This is a genomic window from Pontibacter sp. MBLB2868 (genome assembly GCF_051904785.1).
Classification (GTDB): domain Bacteria; phylum Bacteroidota; class Bacteroidia; order Cytophagales; family Hymenobacteraceae; genus Pontibacter.
This window is the reverse complement of record NZ_CP196710.1, coordinates 337818-361128: the sequence shown is the minus strand read 5'-3', so window position 1 is coordinate 361128 and position 23311 is coordinate 337818. Positions and strand designations below refer to the sequence as shown.

Below are 23311 nucleotides of genomic sequence, written 5' to 3'. Positions count from 1 at the left end.
CTTTAAGTGTTTAAATAACGTTTTTTATACAAGCAACCAGAAACATGAAATATTAATCATATTAAATTTATGTTAGTCTATACTTTTGCATTATATTTGATTATAACATAGTGTAAATGAGACACCTTATATACATAGGCCTTTTGCTTTTCACCTTTGGGGCTTACGCACAAACTGATAATATAACGTCTGTTCAATCCAGATTAGAGGAAACTTCTGATGTTTTTGAGCAGGTAAAGCTCCTTTGTGAACTAAGCAAACTAAATGTAAACACATCTTTGAGTACGTCTCTAGCTTATGCCAACAAAGCGGTACAACTTGCAGAACATGCTGATTGCCCGACTGGGCTGGCGTATGCTTATAATGCAATTGGCGTAGCATATGACAAATCCGGCGATTACAACGGTGCTGCTGAATACTACTATAGATCGCTTCGGATCAGGGAAGAGTTGAAAGATTCTGTTGGCCTGTCAGCAAGCTATAATAACATAGGCTCTATATATAATATCCAGAACAATTTTGAGAAAGCAACAGAATTTTACGAAAAGTCATTAGACATTGCTGTTGCACTGCATGACACGGTTTCTATTGCGATGTCCTATAACAACCTGGGCAGCATTTACCAGAAAAAGCAGGACCTGAACAAGGCGCTTAACTACATCCTGAAAAGCCTTCATCTAAAACAGAAGTTAGGTGATAAGGAGAGTATTGTACTAAGCCTGAACAATGTTGGCTACATCTACTCCGACATGGGTGGCTGGGATAAGGCAATCTCATACCATAAGCGTGCCTTGGAGTTACTCCCCCCCCAGGATAGCTCCCTGAGCAAAGCATACTCCCTGTATGGTTTGGCTCAGGCCTACATGTTTGGTGGCTTCCCGGAACAGGCGCTTCCTTTTGCCTTGCGAAATCTTGAGGTAGTAAAAACGATCAAATCAAAAGAAGAGATCAAGATAGGTGCTGAATTACTGAATGAGATCTACATCAAACTGGGAGACTATAAAAAAGCCCACAATTACCTTTCGTTGTATGATCAATACAAAGACAGTGTAAGCACAACCGAGACCGATACCAAAATAGCAAAGCTGCAACTGCAGTACGACAAGGAAAAAGCGGAGCAGGAAAATAAGCTTTTAAAAGCAGAAAGAGACTTACAGGAGCAGGATATGGGTCGTAAGAACTTATTACAGTACTTTACGATTTCATTACTTTTAATGTCAGTTGTACTGGCTGTCGTATTCTTTATGGGCAGGCAACGTCTTCACCGTTTCAACAAGCTGCTCATCCTTAAAAACAACAGTATCCTGGAACAGAGCGCAGCTCTGACCCATAAACAGGAAGAACTGCAGAAGCAGGCTGTTTTGCTACAGCAACAAAAGACAGAGCTTGAAAAGCTGAATAACGTCAAAGACAAGTTGTTTTCTATAATTGCCCATGACCTGCGGGGGCCGCTGGTTACGCTGAAAGGTTTGTTAAATGTCTTCTCGAGGGGAGCAGTACCACCTGAAAAAATGAAAACCTTTATTTCAGCCATTGAAACTTCACAACAGAACTCGCTCTGGCTGCTTGATAACTTACTTTTATGGGCAAAGGCCCAGATGAATGGCCTTAAAGTCGAGCCGGGTGAAGTAAACATCTCAAAACTGGTAAAACAGAATATCAAACTCCTGCAGCCCCAGGCAGAACATAAGGGGCTAAAACTGATCTCTGACATAGACCCGGAGCTGTTGCTGTTTGCTGATAAGGAGATGACAGACCTGGTGATCAGAAACTTGGTGTCAAACGCGATCAAATTCAGTAAGCAGGGTGATGAAATCACCGTTAAGGCTGATTGTAATGCTGATAAGGTGACAGTAAAGGTTGTTGATAGCGGCATTGGTATACTTCCTGAAAAGCTCGGCACGTTATTTACAGGGCACAATAACAGCAGTTCCCCCGGTACTGCCAATGAAAAGGGCAGCGGCTTAGGGCTGCAGCTTTGCAGGTATTTTATCGAGCAGAACGGAGGCCAGATTTGGGCAGAAAGTGAGTTAGGAGTAGGAAGTAACTTTAGCTTCAGGTTGCCGGCTGTACTAAAAGCAGTAGATGCTGCCACCACAGAACAACCGGCAGAACTTGAGATGGCCTAGTATAACCGTCGCTTGAGCGACCAGTGTAGACGCACACCCTTTTAAAGATTATCTTAAGATTTTAAACAGCCCTCTTTAAAACTATTCGCTTTACTGGAAGCTTTGGAAGGCAATACTGTGCAACCAGTACAGCCTGAATTAAAACCCGCCACTCCATGCTGCCGGCCAATTTTCCTGCACCTCATATTTACTGGAACTTACTGAAGCAGAAACTGATTTATCTAGAAAAATCAGCTTAATACCTTTACAATAAGGCGGTTCATCTATTTGAAAAGCTGATTTCAAGCGAATCGATTATATTAGCTGAACTAAACTAAACCTAACTCTTCTTATGTACCAAAACCTGTACAACATCAAAAGACGATGGAAAATGTCTCTTTTAGTTGTTTGCTCTCTTGGTTTACTGCTTGAGCCCGCCATGGCGCAGGATGCAGCTAAAACAGAAAAGGACAAAGACAAAAAAGACAAGCAGGACCTTCCTTTAGAAGGTGCGCGCAAAATCAAGATAAACACCTCTGAAGGCTCCTGGCTTGCGCTGGATGTTAGCCCCGATGGCAGCAAGATAGTATTCGACATGCTCGGAGACCTGTATCTGCTTCCGGTAAGTGGCGGAAAGGCAGAGCCTCTTACTTCAGGAATGCAGTTTGATACGCAGGCAAAATTCAGCCCGGATGGTAAGTCAATCGTTTTCATTTCTGATAAAGACGGCGCTGACAATATCTGGACCATGGATCTGGCCACTAAAAAGACAAAGCAGATCAGCAAAAGTAAAAATGAAAATTTCCAGTCTGCTGAGTGGACGCCGGACGGTCAGTACCTGGTGGCGGCTCAAGGCCGGAGAAATCTGAAGCTGCACCTGTATCACAAAGATGGTGGTTCAGGGGCAGAACTGATCAGCAAACCGGATAACCTGAAAACTGTGGAACCGGCTTTTGGCAAAAGCAGCCGCTACATCTGGTTCTCGCAGCGCACCGGGGCCTGGAATTATAACGCACAACTGCCGCAGTATCAGCTGGCCACTTTCGATCGTGAAACCGGCGAAGTAGATGTAAGAACAGCCCGCTACGGTTCAGCCTTTACCCCTACCCTGTCACCGGATGGTACCTGGTTGGTATATGGCACGCGCCATAACGATAATACAGGCCTGGTAGCTCAAAACCTGAAAACAGGCGAAGAGAAATGGCTGGCTTACCCCGTACAGCGCGATGAGCAGGAGTCGATCGCACCACTTGGCGTACTTCCTGCTATGTCCTTCACACCAGATAGCAAGAACCTGATCGCTTCTTATGGTGGTAAGATCTACAGCATTCCGGTAGCAGGCGGCGACGCCAGAGAAATACCTTTCCAGGTAGATACAGAAATTGCCATTGGTCCAAAGCTGGACTTCAAGTTCCCGATATCTGATGAGAAGATGATGACCGTTACCCAGATCAGGGATGCGGCAGTGTCTCCAAACGGAAAGCAGATTGCATTTACAGCCCTCGATCGGTTATATGTGATGGATTACCCGGGCGGTACTCCAAAGCGCCTGACAGAGGCAGAGCACACCGAAGCACAGCCTGCCTGGTCGCCGGATGGCAAGCAACTTGCTTATGTAACCTGGGACGAAAAGGAAGGAGGCTCCATCTATAAAATAAACGCCAGTGGAAAAGGCAAGCCAACGAAAGTAACTGTTGAGAAAGCTGTTTTCCAGGATCCAGCCTGGTCTCCTGATGGAAGCAAGATCGTGTTTGTAAAAGGATCTGCACAGGCTTACCGTGAAGCAGCAGGTCCGGGTGCCTTTGACTCCCGTCAAAGTATAAACTGGGTACCTGCCAAAGGTGGCGAAACGCAGTATGTTACTAAAGCTGACGTAGGTGCAAACCCGCACTTTGTAAAAGGTGATGACCGCATTTACCTTTACAGCGACTCGGATGGCCTTATTTCGATCCGCTGGGATGGAACGGATAAGAAGTCATTCCTGAAAGTAAAAGGGATCACGACTTTTGGCTCTGTCGAAGACATGATAGAGGAAGAGATGAGCCATAACCTGCACCTGGAAGAGCGTGAACCGCAGCAAAAGCCATCAACAGCTTCTACTGTAATCAAAGCTCCGGTAGGTGACAGAGCTCTGGCACTGATCAATAATGAGATTTATGTCGTAACCATTCCGGTTACAGGTGGCGAAACGCCAACTATCTCCGTAGCCGATGCTGACAAAGCTGCGTTCCCAAGCTGGAAGCTGACAGAAATTGGTGGCCAGTTCCCGAGCTGGTCTGCCGATGGCAAAACTGTTTACTGGTCTATTGGTAACGGTTTCTTTGCTTATAACCTGGATGAGGCTAAAGCCAAGCAGGAGGAAATAGAGCGCAAGAAAGAGGCCGAAAAAGAGAAAGCCAAAGCTGAAGGCGACAAGGCTGAAGAAAAGAAGGACGATAAGAGCAAAGAGGAGAAAAAAGACGAAGGTTATAAACCTGTAGAGACGAAAATTGCCATTCAGGTACCACGCGACATCCCACAGGGTACTACGCTCCTGCAAGGGGCACGCATTATCACCATGAAGGGCGATGAGGTGATTGAAAACGGAGATATCCTGATCATAAACAACAGGATCCAGGCTGTAGGACCAACAGGAACACTAAATGCTCCGAAAGGTACTAATGTTGTGGATGTAAAAGGTAAAACGATCACTCCGGGTTTCGTTGATACTCACGCACACATGTGGCCGCGTTGGGGCGTGCATACGAACCAGGTATGGATCTATGCAGCTAACCTTGCATATGGCGTTACCACTACCCGCGACCCGCAAACCGGCACGACAGACGTGCTGACATACAGCGACATGGTAGATGCCGGCAAAATGATAGGCCCTCGCGTTTACTCTACGGGCCCCGGAGTTGGTTACTGGGCATACAATTTAAAAAGCCTTGACCATACCAGGCAGGTGTTGAAGCAGTACTCTGAGTATTATCACACTAAAACGATCAAGATGTACCTCGTTGGTAATCGCCAGCATCGTCAGTGGATCATAATGGCAGCGAAAGAGCAGGGCTTACTTCCAACAACCGAGGGAGGCCTTGATTTTAAACTGAACATGACACAGGCTATTGATGGTTATCCGGGACATGAGCACTCGTTCCCGATCTACCCGCTGTACAAGGATGTAGTTGACTTTGTATCTAAATCACAGATGGCCTACACGCCTACACTTCTTGTATCGTACGGTGGCCCTTGGGCTGAGAACTATTACTATGCAACCGAAGATGTGGTAGGAGACAAGAAACTGAACTACTTTACACCAAAGGCTGAGCTGGATGCCAAAGCCAGACGCAGACCAGGCTGGTTCACAAAAGAAGAACACATCTTTGAGCGCCATGCCGAATTTGTGAATAACCTGGTGAAAGCTGGCGGTCTTGCCGGTATCGGATCTCATGGACAGTTGCAGGGGCTTGGTTACCACTGGGAACTTTGGTCTGTACAGTCAGGAGGCATGAGTAACATGGATGCTCTGAAAGTAGCGACCATACTTGGTGCCAAGGGCTTAGGCCTGGATGGCGACATCGGTTCTATTGAAGGAGGTAAACTGGCGGACCTGGTTATCCTGGATCAGAACCCGCTGGAGAATATCCGAAACACAAATACCATCAAGTATGTGATGCGTAATGGCCGCCTGTATGATGCCAGCACACTGGATCAACTGGCACCGACCAAGAAGAAAGCACCAGCTTTTGACTGGCACAGCGCCACACCAGTAGGTGTTCCTGGTATCCACGAATAATAAATGTATTTTCAAAAGGAAGCCCTCCAGACTGATAAGCCTGGAGGGCTTCCTTTTTTTGCTGCACCTGAATCTAACATAATCGTGTGGAATAATCGTATTTATACAGGTACTTAAAAATGTATCATGAAAAAGCTCATTATTAACCTGCTTTTAAGCTTTGTACTTTTTGCCGGCTTTTCCTGTAACAGCGATTCGCGGGAAAATTCAGAGGAGGGTAAAATTCCTGTATCAGCTGAAGACCCAAGGGCGCCAACTGTTGCTCCGGATAAACCGACAACCAATATCGGCGCCGGACTTGAGGATTCTTTACAGGAGCAAGGAGAAACTATAGACAGTCTGTAACCTCCATACTTTCCGGGGAATTCTGCAGTTTATTAGGATTACGCTTTTATTTTTTTCCCATCTGCAGTTGTACCTTTGCATAACATACTTGCTTTATATGAGAAAGACTGCCCTTCAACTGCTTACTGTACTACTACTTTTTACCACCCTTTCCTGCCGGGAAGACAATAAAGATGCGCAACAACAATTCAGAGAGCGGCAACAAGCTATCCTGGAGCGGGAAGAGCCATCCCCTGCTCAGCCTGTTACAGATACAATTATAGTTGAAGAGGACATAGCGGAGCCTTTACCGGAAGCATCAGCCAAACCGACCACTACCAGCGGAGATAAAGTGGTTGGTGTTAAAGACGGTGATACAATTGTCTTGCTACGAAACGGCGAGGAAGTAACGGTGCGGCTTTATGGTGTGGATACTCCTGAAAAGGCACAGGCATTTGGGCAGAAAGCAAAGCAATACACTTCTGATCTTGTTTTCGGGAAGCAGGTGCGCCTGATCGTGCATAACAAAGACCGCTATGGACGAACAGTAGGCACCATTATACTCCCGGATGGCCGAAGCCTTAATGAAGAGCTTGTAAAGAATGGCTTTGCCTGGCACTACAAAGCCTACTCCACTGACAAGAACCTGGCAAACGCAGAAGCAGATGCGCGCCGGTTCAAGCGTGGCTTATGGCAGGATCCAAACCCAATTGCGCCCTGGGATTATCGCAAGGACAAACGTAGCGGCAGCAGTACAACGGCTAATGCTGCAATACCGGCCGGTGCAACCAAACGCACTGTTTACTTGTGTAACAGCAGTGGATCTGCAGTTTATCACACTGACAAAAACTGTTCGGTGTTAAAGCGCTGCAAGGCCGATGTATTAACTGTAACAGAGGCTGCAGCCATTCGTGAATATGGCAGAAGAATTGATAAGACCTGCAGTAAATACAAATAATTTTAATACTTTTGAGTATACCACGAGTTACATCAAAATGAAACTTACCCTAAAAACTCTAGCAGGCTCTACTCTAAAATGCGCGGTTACCCTGTTGGTATTAATCAATGTTGTTGCCTGCCAGCAGCAAGAGTCATCTAAAGAAGTAGCGGCTACAAAGGCTCCTTCCGATGTAACAAATACTTTGGTAACTGAAAAAAGACCAGCCCCTACGTTTTATATCATTCCTGAGGATCTCGCAAAGAAACGTGTATGGCTACTGGAAGATGGGCAGTCTGATATCTTTCATCTGAAGCATGACTGCCCGGTTTTGGTAGCAGGTAAGGGAAAAGGCACTTTCAAAAACGTTACTTTGACCAGGGCTATTGAAGAATATGGCCGCTACAACTGCCAGGAGTGCAGTAGTGAACTTAACCATATTTTCGACGAAAACATGGTGCGTTAATCTTAGGAATAAAAAAAGGGCTTTACTGTATAGTAAAGCCCTTTTTTTATTCCTTATGCCCCTGCAATACCAGCAACGGAACCTCTGCCTGGTAGGTCATTTTTTCTGCGAGGCTTTGGGAAAAGAGCTCCCGTAAAAACCCTTTACTTTTCCTTAAGATCGCTAACACACTGCCATTTTCCTGCTTAAAATAATCTTTTAGCCCCTGATCACGATGCTTGTTTATTACTTCCTGAAAATGCATCGGAACCCCAGGAAAAATTTGCTGAAGGTCGAGCCAGAACTGTTTTCCTTTCTCTGTACTGTCTTCACCAGGCTCCTTTACAACATGCACCACATCTATCTGCGCCCCAAAAATACTTCCTATATCAACTATTGATACTAGCGCTTCTTTATCTTCCGCTGTATACTCAGTGGCATACACGATCTTGGTTATACTTGGGCTCTCTGCGTTAACAGGAATTGATAGCACAGGGCAGTGTACTTCCTCAATTACTGCTTCGGTATTACTGCCTATCAATATCTCTTCTACTGTGTTGTCGCAACCTGTGGTACCCATTACGATGAGGTCATAGCCTTCTCTTTTGGTCAGGTACTCCGTTACATCTGTCAGAAGCGCCTCTTTCAGCACATAATCACAGGTAAATTCTCCACCACGGTTGGCTCCATACTTTTCCTCCAGGTGCATTACAAGTGCCTTTAGCTTTTCAGCGGCATCACGCATCTGCTCTCCTAGCAGCTCACTCGCCACCAATGCTGTTTCCGAAGTATCCACGATCGGCAGATGAACAACATGTATGAGCGTGAGATGCGCACCAGCCCTTTGGGCGATGTAGGTGGCATATTCTACAGCTTTTGAGGCTGTCTTAGAAAAGTCGGTGGGGCACAATATCTTTTTCATTGCAGATGCTGATTTGCTAGTGTGATAAGCGGCACAAAATATCCCTTTTTTACGATGTATACGTGATAATGCAAAAGAGATAGAACTTTTCCAATTTAAAAATGATTAGGATCAACTCATTAGCCCCTAAAGGTCATTTGTAATCCGTGTAGCAGATCTTTAACTTCCCTCTAAAGCTGCAACTGCTTGTTCAACTCTTTTACTTCTTTCCAGGACCAATGAAATCTTGGTTCTAGTCCTGCATAAGCATTCTGAAAATAGGCTACCACCACCTGCTTGAATTGTTCCGGTGGTATAGAGGATGAAAATATTTCACGCTCTGTAGGGTTTGCATACATCTCAGACCTTTTCAGTTGATCACCCTGCAGGCGCAGTAAAGGCCCGGTTTCAGTGATAGAATTAGAGGTCCAGTGGTAGCCGGACTTTTCCAACTCGTTTAGGCTGTCAGCCAAGGGTGCCAGTTTTATCCGTGGCAATGTGGGCCTGGAAGCAATATCTACCCAAGTGGTGTATTTATACTCCAGTTCGTACCGGTTATGTTCATAGCAGCTTAGTACTATATCAAACCCTTTCGTGCGGCTAAACAGGGCGTAATAATGCACAGGGTGTGGTGTCTCGATGATAACCAATCCGATAGCAGGGTGGCGTATTAGCTTCGTGGTTGGCTTGTACATGTCACGATAGCCCAGCAATACACTGGCTACCTCATCCTCCCAGGCGCCTTTTTCCCAGTCCGGGTTCAGTAAAGCACGATCAAACTCACGCAGGAAATATTTAAACTTTGCGGTACACTGTTCTGTTTCCTTTTCCTCCATCTCATCAGCTTCAAAAGGCCGGTAGAACAGTTCCTGCTCTTTGGCATTTATCCAGCAAACAAGCTTTAGCGCCTCCCCTGCCAGCGGATGATTCAGGTCCAGTTCCCGAAAGTCTCCGATAAGTGCCATTTGCCGCAGCAGCTCCTCATTTTCCAGTGCTTTCTCAGGGTTAAGCAGGGCCCAAACGCCTATAAAGCCATCAATATCAAAATGATTTGCTGTGACGTAGGGCAGGTCGATTTCAGGCAGGTTTTGCCGGAGCGCATGCAGCACAATGGCTGCACTGGTGTCGTCGCGTACATTTTCCGGGGTAGGCGCACCTTTCCAATGCGACAACATGAACCCATTTGGGTGAGTACTATCTACAACTACAGCTTGCTGGTTCTTAACCTCTGCGAAAGGCAGGTACTTTCGTGTTTGCATACTATAAAGTTAAATAGATTTTGATCCTGCATAAAACATTCTGTGCTTAAACTTTTACTGCACTGACCCTAAAACCTATATTAGATCACCTTTTGCCCCTGCTGTTGGAGATGCGTTCTATACGCTTGCCTTTTACCCATTTCAGGTACTTCTGCAGAGGTTCTGCTTTTTGTAGGGCCGGTATCGAGTTGTAGGTAACTGCCAGTTCCCGGTTACTGAATTTGAGGTGTACAGTGCTGTGACATGGCTGACAAAGCTCGGCTGTCGCTCCATACCGGCCACCCTCTTCGCGGGGTATCAGGTGATGCCTGGATAAATTTTGAACATCTCTGCCACAAAGTTCGCAAACCTGCTGCTCCTGCTTTTTTGCCATCCCAAAAATGTTACTCCTATTCTTATTTCACAACAGTTTTAGGCTTTCCAGGGTTTAAAATTCAGCTATTATCATACTGCTGGCAAAGTTCCTCTTTAAATAGAAGGGCTTTAAGTCAGTTTTATAAGTTCAACAAAAAATTGGGTTAATTAAAGCAACGCACTGCTATCCTGACTTACAGCAGAAAGCAACGGAAGGTAAAATAATAAATTAAGACAGAGACTACAGGTGCAACCTGTTCTGGATAGTTTGAGAGAAGTAGCAATTACCTGATTTCAGGGTTTGAAGCGCTTCCCGAAGCTCTTCTGGTTCGGAGCTTTTTAATAAATACCCGTGTACACCCTCTTGCAGCAATTTTTCCACCAGTGATTCTTCGCCATACATAGACACGATCAGGATCTTCACAAAAGGGTACTTGCTCAGTAAGTAGCGGGATGTTGCGATGCCGTCCATCTCAGGCATCTCCAGGTCTAGCATAACGACATCTGGCAGGCTTTTCTCAATCTTTTCGATAAGTTCTGCACCGTTATTAGCATCAGCTATTACTGTTATTTCCGGGTAGGATTTAAGTATCTCCATCACACCTTTTCTAAATAAGGTATGATCATCTGCGATGGCAAGTGTAAGAGACTGGTAATCCATGATTTAGCGTTCAGCTTTACTACAAAATTAAGCAATCGGGACAGAAATAAAAGCTTTTGTGCCTTTATTTGATTCAGACTCAAACTTAAAACTTCCATCTAAAAGGGCAACGCGTGCCTGCAGGTTCATCAGTCCCAATCCCCGGCTGGCTTTCCCTGGCTTATTCACCATGCCGTTGTAATCAAACCCTACGCCATTATCCAGATACTCCAGCCGCAAGGTATGCGCTTCAAAATCCAGATTTATAGCTATCAAAGATGCTTCGGCATGTTTTAAGGTGTTGTTCAGGAGCTCCTGCACCACCCTGTACAAGGAAAGCTCTACTATGGAATTTATACGCCTTTCCTTATCGTTGCATACAAATTCGAAATTAATGCCTGAAGAAGGTGGCACAGCACGCTTCATTGCCTCAAGCGCCTGGGGTAAACCCATCTTTTCGAGAACAACCGGCATCAAATCATGAGAAATGCGGCGCACGGTGCCAATTACCTCATCTAACATCTTCTTTACCCCCTGCCCCATGGTCTTATCTTCAAGAGCGGCATTGAGTTGATGAACATTGAGTTTTACTAATGCCAGCATCGCGCCCACATCATCGTGCAGGTCGCGGGCCACCCTCCTGCGCTCCTCTTCCTGTGCCTGTAGTGTTGCCTCCAGCACCTGTCTTTGCCTTGCTTCCTGCAACTGCCGGAGGTTTTCCTGGTGCTGCAGCATACGCCGCTGATATAAAAATACGAATGCAATAATGCCAAATGCCAATATCAGCAGCACAGGTGTGATATACAGTACAGGTTCTATTGTTTTCATCTCAGAGAAGTTCTTTTCAGCACGAAAATTAAGGCAACATTAAAAAAGACATTCAGCACTAAAATAAACGTTATGCACAAACGTGCTGCGTCATAAGACTCTGCAAGTGCTGCATTAAACATGGCATAGGACATACTGGTACCTGCTTTATAGATCAAAAGTCCGCAACTCAGTAAAAAGATCGGGTCACGGTCCAGGTAAGTGATAGTAAGATCATTGGCAACTTTATAAAAGTATAAGATCGTCATGCCGATCAAGATGGTGTTTGCTATCATTTTAGGCACCGAATTCATCTGAACTACGCCATCTCCAAAAAAGCTGTCGCTTATACTGAAGATCACAAACACAATTGAAGCCCAAAAAATGATCTTTTTAAAAGCTGGCCTCTTAAAGCTATGGTAATAAACGGCTGCCAGAATGCACAGCTCTGCAGGAGTAATGATATGTCCCAGCCACAGGTTGCTTGTAGTACCTAAATATACTGTAACCTGCCCAACTATTTCTGCAATAACATTTACCAGGATTAAGGCAAACAGTAATCTGAATTGAAGACTTTTATGCTTTGTAATTAAAAGCAGAGCTATAATAAATGGGAAAATTGGACTGACAGATGCAAATTCGATCAGCCATGGGTAAACCTTCCGAAGAAAAAATTCCATTAACCGATCAGTTTTCCACTGGTTGTGCAATCAGGATGGCATATTTTTGACCAGTCTGCAACTACGCCATCCTCCATGTCATTGCCCGCTGCATCGGCACCGATAAGTACCAGTTTTTTACGCCCTTCCTCATCCCGGGCATAGTATATCCTGATGCCCATACAACCTTCCTGATCGAGAATACTTTGCAAAATCTGATGCCCGAAAAAGTGCGCCTTAACTACTGTACCACCTGGCTCCTCTGCTGCCCCAGCTCTATAATTTCCTGTCCAGTTAGCAGCCTGGCTCAGCTCGATCACTGCACCTTCTGTTCCGTCAAACTTTGCCATCTCTTTTTCATTTAGCTTGAAAATCTATGCTAAATATATAGAAATTTATATTTATAAAAAATCGTATTGGCCAGCTCATTTTTTTTTATTCATCCTAAACTTCCAGCGCGACCCCGTACGCAATAGCAGCTGTATACAATTTTTATTTATGATCATCTGAATTGTTCCGCGCTTATACTACCTTAGGAGAAAACCGTGCAACATCTTTTTATACAATTGACGTAGAAGATGATGTAGTAGGCCCTTCTAATTTCTAAATTATGGCAAAAAAATCATTCCAGGAGATCATTAGCAGTCCGGGTATGCCCGTGCTCGTTGATTTTTACGCTGACTGGTGCGGCCCGTGCAAAAGTATGAATCCCATTATACAGCAAGTCGCCGGCGAGTACAATGGTAAACTAAAAGTAGTAAAGGTAAATATTGATAACAATCAAGCTGCTGCTTCTCAGTTCAGGGTACAGGGAGTACCCACGTTTATTCTATTTCACAAAGGTCAACAAGTATGGCGACAGTCAGGCGCTATGCCCGCCCATCAGCTCACACAGGTAATCAAGCAATACGTATAACTGTTAGGCGCAAACAGGAGTTATAGCCGATCCTCACTTCTTCATCAGCCTTAGTTGCAGACTGAAAGTGGTTTCGCCGGGCTGTGATCGTACACGAATGTTACCGCCATGCTGCCGCATGATCTGTTTTGAAAGGCTTAGACCAATGCCGGACCCCTGTTCTTTTGTAGTATAAAACGGGATAAAGATCTTATCCAGCACATCTTCCGGTATACCTGTCCCGTTATCCGTAACATCGATCTGCAGCTTTGCATTTTCCTGCTCCGGTAGATAAGCAATTATCTCAACGCATGGGTGCTCCCCTGCCGCACAGGCTTCCATACCATTCTTTACCAGATTGATGAGTACCTGTTCCAACTGCTCCTCATCAGCCAGCACCATCAGGTTTTCTTCCGGTAAAAATATTTTGATTTCCACTTTATTGGCCTGCATCTGGGAACTTAGCAGATGATGGATGTTGTGTAAAAGGTCTCTCACTTTCACAGGTTTCAGCTCGGAAGCAGGCAAGCGCATAAGCCGGCGGTAGTTCTTCACGAAGCTCTGCATGCCAGTACTACGCCTTTCAATTGTTTGTAATCCGGCCTGCATGTCACCTAATACCTCTTCGTCCAGGGGCTCGCCCTTCTTATACTTTTCAATTACCTCCTGCTCGAGCATACCAGACACTGTAGAAGCCAGAGAGATGACAGGGGTTATGGAGTTCATTATCTCGTGCGTCAGCACCCGAATCACCTTTTGCCACGTCTGCAGTTCTTGTTCTTCCAGTTCTGATTGTATGTTCTGAAATGTCACGATCTTCAGCTTTTGCCCCTGCGTCACCATCTCCGTAACATGCAGGTTCACCAATAACTGGGCCTGCCCTACTTGTACCGTAACCAGTGCTTTCTCATTATGGCCTGTTGACCGCAGAGCATGCACCAGTTCGGGACTTACACGTGCCAATGCTTCCACATTTTTAAGGTGAGGCACATGAAACATTTCCTTTGTTACCTGATTTACGAGGCGTACTTCTCCGCTTTCGTCGAATGTTAAAATACCTGCCCCTACCTGTTCTACAATTGCCTGCAAATAAAGGTAATGCGCCTGCTCCTTTGCCTTCACCTTCTGGAAAGCATCTGAGATATCATTAAAGCTCTGGTAGAGTTTATTGTAGGAAGATGTCTTGCTTTTGGTGGCGAAGCGTTGTGTGAAATCAGAATGCCTGATAGCCTCCAGGAAACTGCTGATATCACGGTTAGTCCGCTCTACAAAATACAAAAGATCATATATCTGGAACAGGGCAAGCAGAAGCAGGCAAAACGCTGTAATGAACCAATCTGTACGGTAGAGCACTAGCAGCAAAGCCACTATCACTGTTATCAGCAATAACAGACGCAGCAGCATGTTAAGCCTGAAGCTTTTAAAGGCCATGTTTTTCTATTCGTCGGTAAAGGGCCGTTCGGGTTATGCCCAGCTCTTTTGCGGCATGGGTAATATTACCGCCATGTTTTACCAAAGCTTTCTGCACCATCATCTTTTCCAGGGCTTCCAAAGTATAATCGCTTTCGGCAAACGCCTCACTACCCTGCTGCTGTTTATCCGGTTCACCTGGTACCAGGTAAAAATCATCCGGATGCAGTTCATTCCCATCACACAAAATAACAGCGCGCTCAATGGCATGGTCCAGTTCACGTATGTTACCAGGCCAGTGGTACTCGCTTAAGCGCCGGATCGTTTCGCTGCTGATACCCAGATCAGGCCGCTCATACTTCTCACAGTATACTTTCAGGAAGTGGTCCACGAGCAGTTTAACATCTTCGCGCCGCTCCCGCAGCGGTGGCAGGTGAATTTCTACGGTATTTATGCGGTATAGTAAATCCTGCCGGAAGGTGCCCTCTTTCACCATTTCGTACAGCGGCATGTTAGTAGCACACACCAGCCGCACATCGATAGGGCGTGGTTTGTTGGTGCCCAACCGTATTACCTGCCTGCTTTGCAATACTGTAAGCAGCTTGGCCTGTAAAGAGAGTGAAAGGTTGCCGATCTCGTCCAGAAAAAGGGTTCCGCCGGAGGCAGCCTCCAGTCGGCCGGCTCTGTCTTCTTTGGCATCGGTAAAGGCTCCCTTGGCATGGCCGAACAACTCACTTTCAAATAGCGTCTCACTTACCGCACCCAGATCCACTTTCTCAAAAGCGCTGTTCGCCCTTTTAGATTTTCCGTGGATTGCACGCGCAGCCACTTCTTTGCCTGTACCGTTCTCACCAAGTATAAGTACATTTGCTTCTGTGCCTGCTACTTTATCTATTGTTTGATACACCCGCTGCATAGCCGGAGAAACACCAATAAATCCATCGTAATGGAACACGGTCTTGGAGTGCTCTACCGTTCTGGTGTTGTTTTCCTTTTCACTTAGCTTATTCTGGCAGGCGGTTTTCAAGATAGCAACCAGTTTTTCATTCTGCCAGGGCTTCAACACAAAGTCTGTTGCACCTTCTTTCAGAGCCCGTACCGCCAGCTCAATGTCTCCATAGGCTGTCATCAGGATAACCATGGTTTTAGAAGATAGCTGCAGGATTTGCTTCAGCCAATGGATACCTTCTTTGCTGGAGGTCGCCCCTTTACTATAATTCATATCCAGCAGCACAATATCGAAGCTGTTTTCCTGAAGCAAGGCAGGAATCCTGTTAGGATCAGATGTTGTCATTACCGTAGCAAAATGCTGCTTAAGCAACAGTTTGCCTGCCAGTAAAATATCATCCTCATCATCGACTATCAATATCTTGCACGGAATCTTGCTCATAGTATTTAATGGGGTATTTAATAGGGTTTTATGTGTAAAAGTAATTTTTTTATTTCAATATCCCAGATTCCGCAGAGCAGGAAATTATGAAGCTCTACGCCTGTTTAACATGTTAACGTTCTCTCCGGTCAACACTGTTCGCTAGCAGACACTAAAGTGTCCGAAAGTGAACAGGCCTCACCAGTTGAATCAGAACAGAACCATTTTAACTATTTGATTATCATATAATTAACTTTAATGGCACACTTATTGGAAATTGCCAGACAAGACTATGAAAAACGCTACACCTACAATCTCTAAAAACACTATGGACCGAGTAATTGAAAAGAAAAAGTATACTCCAAAACGAATAGCCATTATTGCTGCAGGTGCTCTGGTTTTGGTTTTTGCTATTTACAGCTTGTTGTTTGCAGAACATACCTCTAAGTTGAATGTAGATAGCGAGCGCATTACCACTGGTAATGTACAGGAAGGAACTTTCCAGGAGTTCATAGCTGTGGATGGTTCCGTTGAGCCTTTGAATACTTTTTTTCTTGACATTACAGAGGGCGGACGAGTGGACAAGATCTATACCGATGACGGCCGAATGGTGCAAAAAGGTGACACGATCCTGAAGTTATCCAACACCACGCTCCAGATCGACTTTATGACGCGTGAAACTCAGCTCTATGACCTCATGAACGAGCGTCAGAACTCTGAGATAACGATGAAGCAGGACCTTATCCGGAAGGAGAACGAATTAGCAGAAATTGATTATAACCTGGCACTTGCCAAACGGAAGTATGAGCGCAACAAGATGCTGATTGCAGAAAAGGTAATCCCTCAGGAAGAATATGAGGCTTCTAAAGATGAGTATAATTACCTGAGCAAGCGCAAATCACTTGCAGATCGTTCTGTAAAGCAAGATGCCAAACTGATGGATGACCGCCTGAAGCAGTTAGATGAATCTATCAGGCGCATGGAGGCTAACATTAACATGGCCCGCAACACGCTGAACAACCTGTATGTTGTGGCGCCTTTTACAGGTCAGCTATCCACGCTAAAAGCTGAAGTAGGTGAGTCTAAGTCTCCGGGAGAGAACATTGGCCAGATAGATGACACAAACGGTTACAAAGTCAGATCAAGAATAGACGAGCACTACATCTCAAAAGTATACCCTGGCCTGAACGGCAGCTTCGACTTTAACGGCAAAACTTATAAAGTAACTATTACCAAAGTAATTCCGGAGGTACAGAACAACACATTCCAGGTAGATATGGAGTTTGCTGACGGAACTCCTGAGGGTATACGACGCGGACAGACACTTCAGATAAAGCTCAACCTGAATGATGGTGGGAATGCCATACTGGTTCCACGTGGAGGATTTTACCAGAGCACTGGCGGTAACTGGATATTTGTAGTTGACAAATCAGGCCAGTACGCGGAAAAGAGAAACATCAAATTAGGCCGTCAGAACCCGAACCACTATGAAGTACTTTCCGGACTGAAACCAGGCGAAAAAGTGGTACTCTCATCCTATGACAATTACGGCGATATTGACAGACTTGAGTTAAAGTAAAACCACAACTGAAGCTTCTGGATCAACAGCAATTAAGAATAAACAAAGAATTAATCAATAAGAACTAAAGCGTTAAATAAGACATGGAAGAACTAGTTATTGAAACCCGAAACCTACAGAAGAAATACGTTACGGACACAGTTGAAACAACCGCACTGGCCGGAGTAGACCTAAACATTAAAAGAGGTGAGTTTGTGGCTATAATGGGCCCATCCGGTTGTGGAAAGTCAACGCTTCTGAACATTCTGGGCATGCTGGACTCGCCTAGCGATGGTACTTTCATGTTTCTTGGCGAAGACATCAGCCGCGCCACTGAGCGCCAGCGTGCAAAACTTCGCAAAGAGAACCTGGGCTTTATTTTCCAGAGCTTTAACCTGATCGATGAGCTTACCGTGGAAGAGAACATTGCCCTGCCGCTTGCCTACCTGGGGGTTTCAAAATCCGAGACAACCAAACGCGTACAGGAAGCCATGGAGCGCATGGGTATTGCCCACCGCCGCAGCCATTTCCCGCAGCAGCTTTCCGGTGGTCAGCAGCAGCGTGTGGCAATTGCCCGTGCCACTGTCTCTGACCCTGCCCTTATACTTGCCGATGAGCCAACAGGTAACCTGGACTCTGTGCATGGCCGTGAAGTAATGTCGCTGCTTTCTGAATTGAACGATGCCGGCACAACAGTAGTGATGGTAACGCACTCCCCGTCTGATGCCGAGTATGCGCACCGCATTGTTAACCTCTTCGACGGACAGATCGTGACCGAGAACATTAATGTGAAGAGACATGCTGCAGAGCTGCTGTAACTTACTGCCGTAGAGAAGTTCACATTGCATCTCTACGGTTAATACCCACCACAACTTACCTTTAACTTTCTCTGACTATGCTAAAGAACTACTTTACTATTACCTGGCGTAATCTTGCTCGCAACAAAGGTTACACCTTTATCAACTTAGTAGGGCTGGCTATTGGCATAGCATCTTGTATACTTATTTTCCTGTATCTGCAACACGAGCTAAGCTATGACAAAGGCTTTTCAAATGCTGACAGGATCTTCAGGGTCACCAGCGATGTAAGAAAAGGTGACCAGGACGTGAAAGTGGCCGTAGCTGTTGGGCCTATTGCCAAACTTTTGAGGGAAGAGTATCCAGAAGTAGAAAATGCCACTGTGTTGGTAAACATGGGTAAGAATGCAATCAGCACAGAGGAGGAAGCATTTTACGCTGACAACATTATTTACGCAGATAGTAATTTGTTCTCTGTGTTGGATTTCCCGTTTGTGGCAGGTAACCCTGTTACGGCACTAAAAAACACGAACTCAATTGTTCTGACACAGGAAATGGCTCATAAGCTGTTCGGAAGCGCAGAAGCAGCCATGGGAAAAACCGTTAAGTACATTTCCCACACCTTAATGGTAACCGGGGTAATTTCTCAGCAGTCTCCGTCCCACCTTAAGCCCGACGCCATACTTCCGCTGCATTGGGATGAACAGACCCAATATTATGTAACCGATTGGAATGGCATGGGTGGCTATAACTATGTGAAGCTACGAAAGAAGGAACAGGCTTCAGCACTCCAGGACAAGCTATCGGACTTGTACCAGCAAAAAGCTACGTCAGGAGAGTCTTTGGCAGGCATTACAAGCGCTCAATACAACCTACAACACATAACAGACGCTTACCTGGACAATGTGCGTGAATACCCTGTTGGCGAGGTGGGCAATATTACCTATGTTTATATTTTTGCGGTAATAGCGGTGTTTATGCTACTTGTCGCCTGCTTTAACTATGTTAACTTGGCCACCGCACGGTCTACAAAACGAGCCCGGGAAGTTAGTATACGCAAGGTAATGGGTGCAAGCCGCTCTCAGGTAATACAGCAGTTTTTAAGTGAGTCGTTGTTAATGGCATTTGTAGCTACTTTGCTTGCCCTCATGCTGGTAGAACTTACGCTGCCTCTTTTCAACCATGTTACCGGCAAACAAGTCTCCACTATCTTTCACCTGAACCTGGAACTAGCCCTTGCCATACTAGCCATCATACTTTTCATTGGAATTGTGGCGGGTAGTTACCCTGCTTTGTTCCTGTCACATTTCAGCCCGGCAAAAGTCCTTAAATCCAATCAGACACCTAGTAGCAGCATTGCCATTCTCCGAAAAGGATTGGTTATACTTCAATTTACGATCTCACTGGTGCTGATCATTGCTACCACAGTTGTTTACAACCAAATGGAGCACGTGAGAAACACAAATCTGGGCTTTAACCAGTCACAGGTTGTTGCCATAAACATTCCTTCTGTCGGGTGGGTAAAGCAAAAGGAAAAACTGGCTGCCATAAAAGAAGAGCTTCTTACCCTGCCTCAGGTTAATCAAACAACAAACGCTCAGCAACTGCCCGGAGAAGGAGCGGCTGCAGGAGAGTTTATAGTTGAAGAAAACAAACACCTTGTTAAAAGAAATATCAATGCTATTAGTGTAGGCTATGAATACCTGGACCTCATGGAGATACAGCTTCTTTCCGGGAGAAACTTCTCTAAAGAGATCCGTACCGACGCAAACTTTAAATATATTATAAACGAAGCCGCAGCAAAGGCATTAGGTTGGACAGATGCTATAGATAAACAGCTCAAACCAGCTTGGGCCGATACCGCAAAGGGCAGCGTGATAGGTGTAGTAAAAGATTTTAACTACAAATCGCTGCACAGTAAAATAGAACCTTTGGTTATAAAACTTGACCCTAACTTCGGGAAATTACTAGTTCGTTTAAATGCCAATGCCCCTTTGGCATCAACGCTGGACGACATGAACAACGTCTGGAAAAAGCACTTCCCGAGCTACCCAATGGATTATCAGTTTCTGGATGAGAGCTTTCACCAGCAGTACCAGGCCGAAGAAAAGATGCTTACCATCTTTACCTTTTTTGCCATACTCACCATCATAATTGCCTGCTTGGGTCTTTTTGGGTTAGCATCCTACATGGCTGAGCAACGAACCAAAGAAATTGGCATCCGGAGGGTGTTAGGTGGTACCGTTTCTGACATTGTAGTACTGCTTTCCGGCAACTTTGCTGTGCTGGTTTTAATCGCTTTTGCCCTGGCGGCACCCATTGCTTGGTATATCATGAACTTGTGGTTACAGGACTTTGCCTATAGAATAGAAATTAGCTGGTGGACCTTTTTTGTGACTGGTATAACAGCCCTGATGATTGCAATCCTGACAGTGAGCTTTCAGGCTGTAAAAGCTGCTGTGGCTGATCCAGTAAAAGCACTCCGCTCAGAATAATGCGCGGGTAGTCAATACTGATTTATGAAAAAAACAGAGATAAAGTAATAAAGTAAATCGCATGTTTAATAACTACTTTAAAATCACGCTCCGCAACCTTTACCGGAATAAGGTATACTCAGCCATCAATATAGTAGGGCTGGCGATTGGGGTTGCCTCTTGTATACTCATTTTCCTGTACGTGCAGGATGAACTGAGCTACGAGAACCACTTCAGCAAAGCTGATCGCATTGTGCGCCTGGTTGGTGAGATAAATTCTGAATCCGGCCATGAAAAGTTTGCGCTGTCACCGGCTGCTCTGGCGCCTGCCCTGCTAAAGGATTTTCCGGATACTGAACACATAACCCAGCTAGCCCGGGCCGGAAAACAGACAGTGTGGTACCAGGAAAAAAGCTTTAACGAAGACGACCTGCTATTTGCGGATTCCGCCTTCTTCCAGGTTTTTGACTATGAGATGCTTGCAGGTAACCCAGCCACTGCACTGGATGCACCTAACAAGGTGGTGTTAAGCGAGGAAATGGCTAAGCGGTATTTTAGCACTCCTTCCGAAGCTGTTGGCCAGGTGCTTACATTCAGCAATGAGCCTTACCAGGTAACAGGTGTATTTCGTAACCCCGGCCATTCCCATATCAAAGCAAACGCCTTCATTTCCAGGAGCACACTGGATGCCAGACTTGATAACGATTCACGCACCAATCAATGGTTTGCCTTAAATCGGTTTACCTATGTGCTGCTGCACAGCCCGCAAGAGTTTTCGCAGTTCCAGGATAAAATGGATGCTTTTGCTGAGAAGCATGTGAACCCCTGGATAAAGGAGAACAAACTGACCGGTGAAATGCGCTTTGTAGTGCAGCCCCTTAAGACTATCCATTTCGACACGAATTACGCGGCTGACTTAAGCCCGGCAGGCAACATCTCTTATGTGTATATTTTTGCAGCAGTCGCTGTTTTCCTGCTGCTCATCGCCTGCATCAACTACATGAACCTGGCTACTGCCCGTTCTGCCAAGCGGGCCAAAGAGGTGGGCTTACGTAAAGTTGTCGGAGCTTATCGTAGCCAGATCATACTTCAGTTCCTGGGAGAGTCCCTGCTGATGACGATGGTGGCAGTTATCCTGGCACTGGCGCTGGTGCAGATATTGATCCCTACTTTTAATTCGCTTACAGATAAGGTCTTTACCTCTGGTTTCTTCTGGCAGTGGGAGTTCCTCGCAATCATGCTGGCAATAGTTGTGTTTGTGGGCGTGGTGGCTGGCAGCTATCCGGCCTTCTTCCTCTCCCACTTCAAACCAGCTGAAGTACTTAAGTCAGACAAGTCTCCTAAAGGTGGAAGTGCCACGCTGCGTAAGGCCCTGGTTGTGCTACAGTTCTCTATATCGCTGATCATGATCATTGGCACCATTGTGGTCATGACGCAGATGCACTTTCTTAAAAACAAAGACCTGGGCTTTAACAAAGACCAGATCATTGTCATCGATATACCAAGAGGGGACTCCGCCTTGGTGAAAGGTTACCCAAGGTTTAGGCAAGAACTGCTAAGCAACCCGAATGTGGCGATGGTCTCTAACACCAACGACATACCCGCAGACCGCATGTCCAAACTTTTGACCTTTATTGAGAAAGACGGACAGATGGTGGAAAGGACTATGAATGTGATGTTCACCGATTACGATTTTATTGATGTGATGGGCATCAAGTTGAGCAGTGGCCGGAACTACTCCCTAGATCATAAGACCGACGAAAAAGGTGGCATAATCCTGAATGAAGCCGCAGTGAGGCAAATGGGCTGGAGCGACCCGATTGGCAAGCGCGTACAGTTATTTGATATCGATGCTAAAGTTATAGGTGTCACCAAAGACTTTCATGTTACGTCGTTGCATAGCGAGGTAGAACCACTGGCACTGGTGCTTACGCCGGAGTCTGATGGTTTCGTGATGGCCCGTATCAAAGGGCAGGACCTCGCTGCTACCATCGGTTTTATTGAGAACAGGTGGCAGGCCTTTGACCCAAGGCACCCTATGGATTACTTTTTCATGGATGAGCACTTTGATAAGCAATACCGCGCCGAAGAAAAGATGCTGACTATTTTCGGATACTTTGCCGGACTTACCATCCTTATTGCCTGCCTTGGTCTGTTTGGCCTGGCCTCTTTCACGGCAGAGCAGCGCACTAAAGAGATCGGTATACGCAAAGTGCTGGGATCCTCAACAGGCGCCATTGTGATGCTGCTCACCAAAGACTTTGCCCTGCTGGTGATAGTAGCGATTTTATTGGCAAGTCCGGTTGCCTGGTATGGCATGCATTATTGGCTTCAGGATTTTGCGTACAGGATTGACCTGAGCTGGTGGATATTTGTAGTAGCTGGTTTAACAGCCATGGCTATTGCCTTGTTCACAGTAAGCTTCCAGGCAATAAAAGCTGCCATGCTGGACCCTGCACGAGCCATTAGAACTGAATAATAATTAGTTGTTTGTATAAAGTGAGATGCTTCAGCAAGAGCAGGGATCTTCTCTGCTCCTGAGGCAACTTTATCGCTCTTACATGCATCTTGTTTGTGGGCTCTGGCAAAGCAGCAG

The 23311-nt window shown here is 45.7% G+C and carries 19 protein-coding genes; 10 read left to right on the top strand and 9 right to left on the bottom strand.

All coding sequences use genetic code 11. The annotated features are described in order from the left end of the window. Positions 1-116 precede the first annotated feature (116 nt). From ACSX1A_RS01565 to ACSX1A_RS01545, 5 genes are all read left to right on the top strand, one after another. Positions 117-2129: a tetratricopeptide repeat protein gene (locus ACSX1A_RS01565; protein WP_439881850.1), complete on the top strand. Its 2013-nt coding sequence runs from the start codon at positions 117-119 to the stop codon at positions 2127-2129. Positions 2130-2460: 331 nt separating this feature from the next. After that, a complete protein-coding gene (locus ACSX1A_RS01560; protein WP_439881849.1) occupies positions 2461-5886 on the top strand; it encodes an amidohydrolase family protein in 3426 nt (1141 codons plus the stop codon). A 126-nt stretch (positions 5887-6012) separates the two neighbouring features. Further along, on the top strand, positions 6013-6231 hold the full coding sequence (locus tag ACSX1A_RS01555; protein ID WP_439881848.1) for a hypothetical protein: 219 nt from the start codon (positions 6013-6015) through the stop codon (positions 6229-6231). Positions 6232-6328: 97 nt separating this feature from the next. Beyond that, positions 6329-7168: a thermonuclease family protein gene (locus tag ACSX1A_RS01550; RefSeq protein WP_439881847.1), complete on the top strand. Its 840-nt coding sequence runs from the start codon at positions 6329-6331 to the stop codon at positions 7166-7168. A 37-nt stretch (positions 7169-7205) separates the two neighbouring features. Beyond that, positions 7206-7613: a hypothetical protein gene (locus ACSX1A_RS01545; protein WP_439881846.1), complete on the top strand. Its 408-nt coding sequence runs from the start codon at positions 7206-7208 to the stop codon at positions 7611-7613. 46 nt (positions 7614-7659) lie between these two features. On the opposite strand, the gene ACSX1A_RS01540 is transcribed toward ACSX1A_RS01545, so the two are convergent. The 7 genes from ACSX1A_RS01540 to ACSX1A_RS01510 form a co-directional block, all read right to left on the bottom strand. Further along, the gene (locus tag ACSX1A_RS01540; protein WP_439881845.1) at positions 7660-8514 is read right to left on the bottom strand and encodes a universal stress protein; all 855 of its coding nucleotides are present in this window, start codon (positions 8512-8514) and stop codon (positions 7660-7662) included. Positions 8515-8684: 170 nt separating this feature from the next. Next, on the bottom strand, positions 8685-9752 hold the full coding sequence (locus ACSX1A_RS01535) for a DUF6687 family protein (protein WP_439881844.1): 1068 nt from the start codon (positions 9750-9752) through the stop codon (positions 8685-8687). Between the two features lie 85 nt (positions 9753-9837). Then, positions 9838-10125 carry an HNH endonuclease gene (locus tag ACSX1A_RS01530; RefSeq protein WP_439881843.1) on the bottom strand — a complete coding sequence of 96 codons (288 nt, stop codon included), beginning with the start codon at positions 10123-10125 and terminating at the stop codon, positions 9838-9840. 222 nt (positions 10126-10347) lie between these two features. Further along, positions 10348-10767, bottom strand: a complete 420-nt coding sequence (locus ACSX1A_RS01525; RefSeq protein WP_439881842.1) for a response regulator — start codon at positions 10765-10767, stop codon at positions 10348-10350. A gap of 27 nt (positions 10768-10794) precedes the next feature. Continuing rightward, on the bottom strand, positions 10795-11574 hold the full coding sequence (locus ACSX1A_RS01520; protein WP_439881841.1) for a sensor histidine kinase: 780 nt from the start codon (positions 11572-11574) through the stop codon (positions 10795-10797). Then, positions 11571-12233: a hypothetical protein gene (locus ACSX1A_RS01515; RefSeq protein ID WP_439881840.1), complete on the bottom strand. Its 663-nt coding sequence runs from the start codon at positions 12231-12233 to the stop codon at positions 11571-11573. Before ACSX1A_RS01515 ends, ACSX1A_RS01520 begins: the two co-directional genes overlap by 4 nt. Continuing rightward, positions 12233-12562, bottom strand: a complete 330-nt coding sequence (locus tag ACSX1A_RS01510; RefSeq protein WP_439881839.1) for a hypothetical protein — start codon at positions 12560-12562, stop codon at positions 12233-12235. The genes ACSX1A_RS01515 and ACSX1A_RS01510 overlap by 1 nt, the downstream gene beginning before the upstream one ends. Before the next feature lie 260 nt (positions 12563-12822). Here ACSX1A_RS01510 and trxA point away from each other — a divergent pair, with 260 nt between their 5' ends. Beyond that, entirely contained in the window at positions 12823-13128 is a 306-nt protein-coding gene (trxA, locus tag ACSX1A_RS01505; RefSeq protein ID WP_439881838.1) for a thioredoxin, read from the top strand. Positions 13129-13161: 33 nt separating this feature from the next. On the opposite strand, the gene ACSX1A_RS01500 is transcribed toward trxA, so the two are convergent. Together ACSX1A_RS01500 and ACSX1A_RS01495 are read right to left on the bottom strand one after the other, a co-directional pair. Beyond that, positions 13162-14538, bottom strand: coding sequence for a sensor histidine kinase (locus ACSX1A_RS01500; protein ID WP_439881837.1), 1377 nt, complete (start codon positions 14536-14538; stop codon positions 13162-13164). Beyond that, positions 14528-15907, bottom strand: a complete 1380-nt coding sequence (locus ACSX1A_RS01495) for a sigma-54-dependent transcriptional regulator (RefSeq protein WP_439881836.1) — start codon at positions 15905-15907, stop codon at positions 14528-14530. Before ACSX1A_RS01495 ends, ACSX1A_RS01500 begins: the two co-directional genes overlap by 11 nt. Before the next feature lie 307 nt (positions 15908-16214). Here ACSX1A_RS01495 and ACSX1A_RS01490 point away from each other — a divergent pair, with 307 nt between their 5' ends. From ACSX1A_RS01490 to ACSX1A_RS01475, 4 genes are all read left to right on the top strand, one after another. Then, positions 16215-17465 carry an efflux RND transporter periplasmic adaptor subunit gene (locus tag ACSX1A_RS01490; protein ID WP_439881835.1) on the top strand — a complete coding sequence of 417 codons (1251 nt, stop codon included), beginning with the start codon at positions 16215-16217 and terminating at the stop codon, positions 17463-17465. A gap of 83 nt (positions 17466-17548) precedes the next feature. After that, the gene (locus tag ACSX1A_RS01485; RefSeq protein WP_439881834.1) at positions 17549-18262 is read left to right on the top strand and encodes an ABC transporter ATP-binding protein; all 714 of its coding nucleotides are present in this window, start codon (positions 17549-17551) and stop codon (positions 18260-18262) included. 77 nt (positions 18263-18339) lie between these two features. Continuing rightward, positions 18340-20736 (top strand): ABC transporter permease, encoded by a 2397-nt coding sequence (locus ACSX1A_RS01480; RefSeq protein ID WP_439881833.1) that lies wholly within the window; start codon positions 18340-18342, stop codon positions 20734-20736. Between the two features lie 61 nt (positions 20737-20797). Further along, positions 20798-23194, top strand: a complete 2397-nt coding sequence (locus tag ACSX1A_RS01475; protein ID WP_439881832.1) for an ABC transporter permease — start codon at positions 20798-20800, stop codon at positions 23192-23194. Positions 23195-23311 lie beyond the last annotated feature (117 nt).

Coding starts and splice junctions, on each gene's coding strand:
- ACSX1A_RS01510 (WP_439881839.1), bottom strand. CDS start 12,562: ATGGCAAAGTTTGACGGAACAGAAGGTGCAGTGATCGAGCTGAGCCAG.
- ACSX1A_RS01565 (WP_439881850.1), top strand. CDS start 117: ATGAGACACCTTATATACATAGGCCTTTTGCTTTTCACCTTTGGGGCT.
- ACSX1A_RS01490 (WP_439881835.1), top strand. CDS start 16,215: ATGGACCGAGTAATTGAAAAGAAAAAGTATACTCCAAAACGAATAGCC.
- ACSX1A_RS01525 (WP_439881842.1), bottom strand. CDS start 10,767: ATGGATTACCAGTCTCTTACACTTGCCATCGCAGATGATCATACCTTA.
- ACSX1A_RS01535 (WP_439881844.1), bottom strand. CDS start 9,752: ATGCAAACACGAAAGTACCTGCCTTTCGCAGAGGTTAAGAACCAGCAA.
- ACSX1A_RS01500 (WP_439881837.1), bottom strand. CDS start 14,538: ATGGCCTTTAAAAGCTTCAGGCTTAACATGCTGCTGCGTCTGTTATTG.
- ACSX1A_RS01515 (WP_439881840.1), bottom strand. CDS start 12,233: ATGGAATTTTTTCTTCGGAAGGTTTACCCATGGCTGATCGAATTTGCA.
- ACSX1A_RS01485 (WP_439881834.1), top strand. CDS start 17,549: ATGGAAGAACTAGTTATTGAAACCCGAAACCTACAGAAGAAATACGTT.
- ACSX1A_RS01495 (WP_439881836.1), bottom strand. CDS start 15,907: ATGAGCAAGATTCCGTGCAAGATATTGATAGTCGATGATGAGGATGAT.
- ACSX1A_RS01475 (WP_439881832.1), top strand. CDS start 20,798: ATGTTTAATAACTACTTTAAAATCACGCTCCGCAACCTTTACCGGAAT.
- trxA (WP_439881838.1), top strand. CDS start 12,823: ATGGCAAAAAAATCATTCCAGGAGATCATTAGCAGTCCGGGTATGCCC.
- ACSX1A_RS01550 (WP_439881847.1), top strand. CDS start 6,329: ATGAGAAAGACTGCCCTTCAACTGCTTACTGTACTACTACTTTTTACC.
- ACSX1A_RS01560 (WP_439881849.1), top strand. CDS start 2,461: ATGTACCAAAACCTGTACAACATCAAAAGACGATGGAAAATGTCTCTT.
- ACSX1A_RS01520 (WP_439881841.1), bottom strand. CDS start 11,574: ATGAAAACAATAGAACCTGTACTGTATATCACACCTGTGCTGCTGATA.
- ACSX1A_RS01555 (WP_439881848.1), top strand. CDS start 6,013: ATGAAAAAGCTCATTATTAACCTGCTTTTAAGCTTTGTACTTTTTGCC.
- ACSX1A_RS01545 (WP_439881846.1), top strand. CDS start 7,206: ATGAAACTTACCCTAAAAACTCTAGCAGGCTCTACTCTAAAATGCGCG.
- ACSX1A_RS01540 (WP_439881845.1), bottom strand. CDS start 8,514: ATGAAAAAGATATTGTGCCCCACCGACTTTTCTAAGACAGCCTCAAAA.
- ACSX1A_RS01530 (WP_439881843.1), bottom strand. CDS start 10,125: ATGGCAAAAAAGCAGGAGCAGCAGGTTTGCGAACTTTGTGGCAGAGAT.
- ACSX1A_RS01480 (WP_439881833.1), top strand. CDS start 18,340: ATGCTAAAGAACTACTTTACTATTACCTGGCGTAATCTTGCTCGCAAC.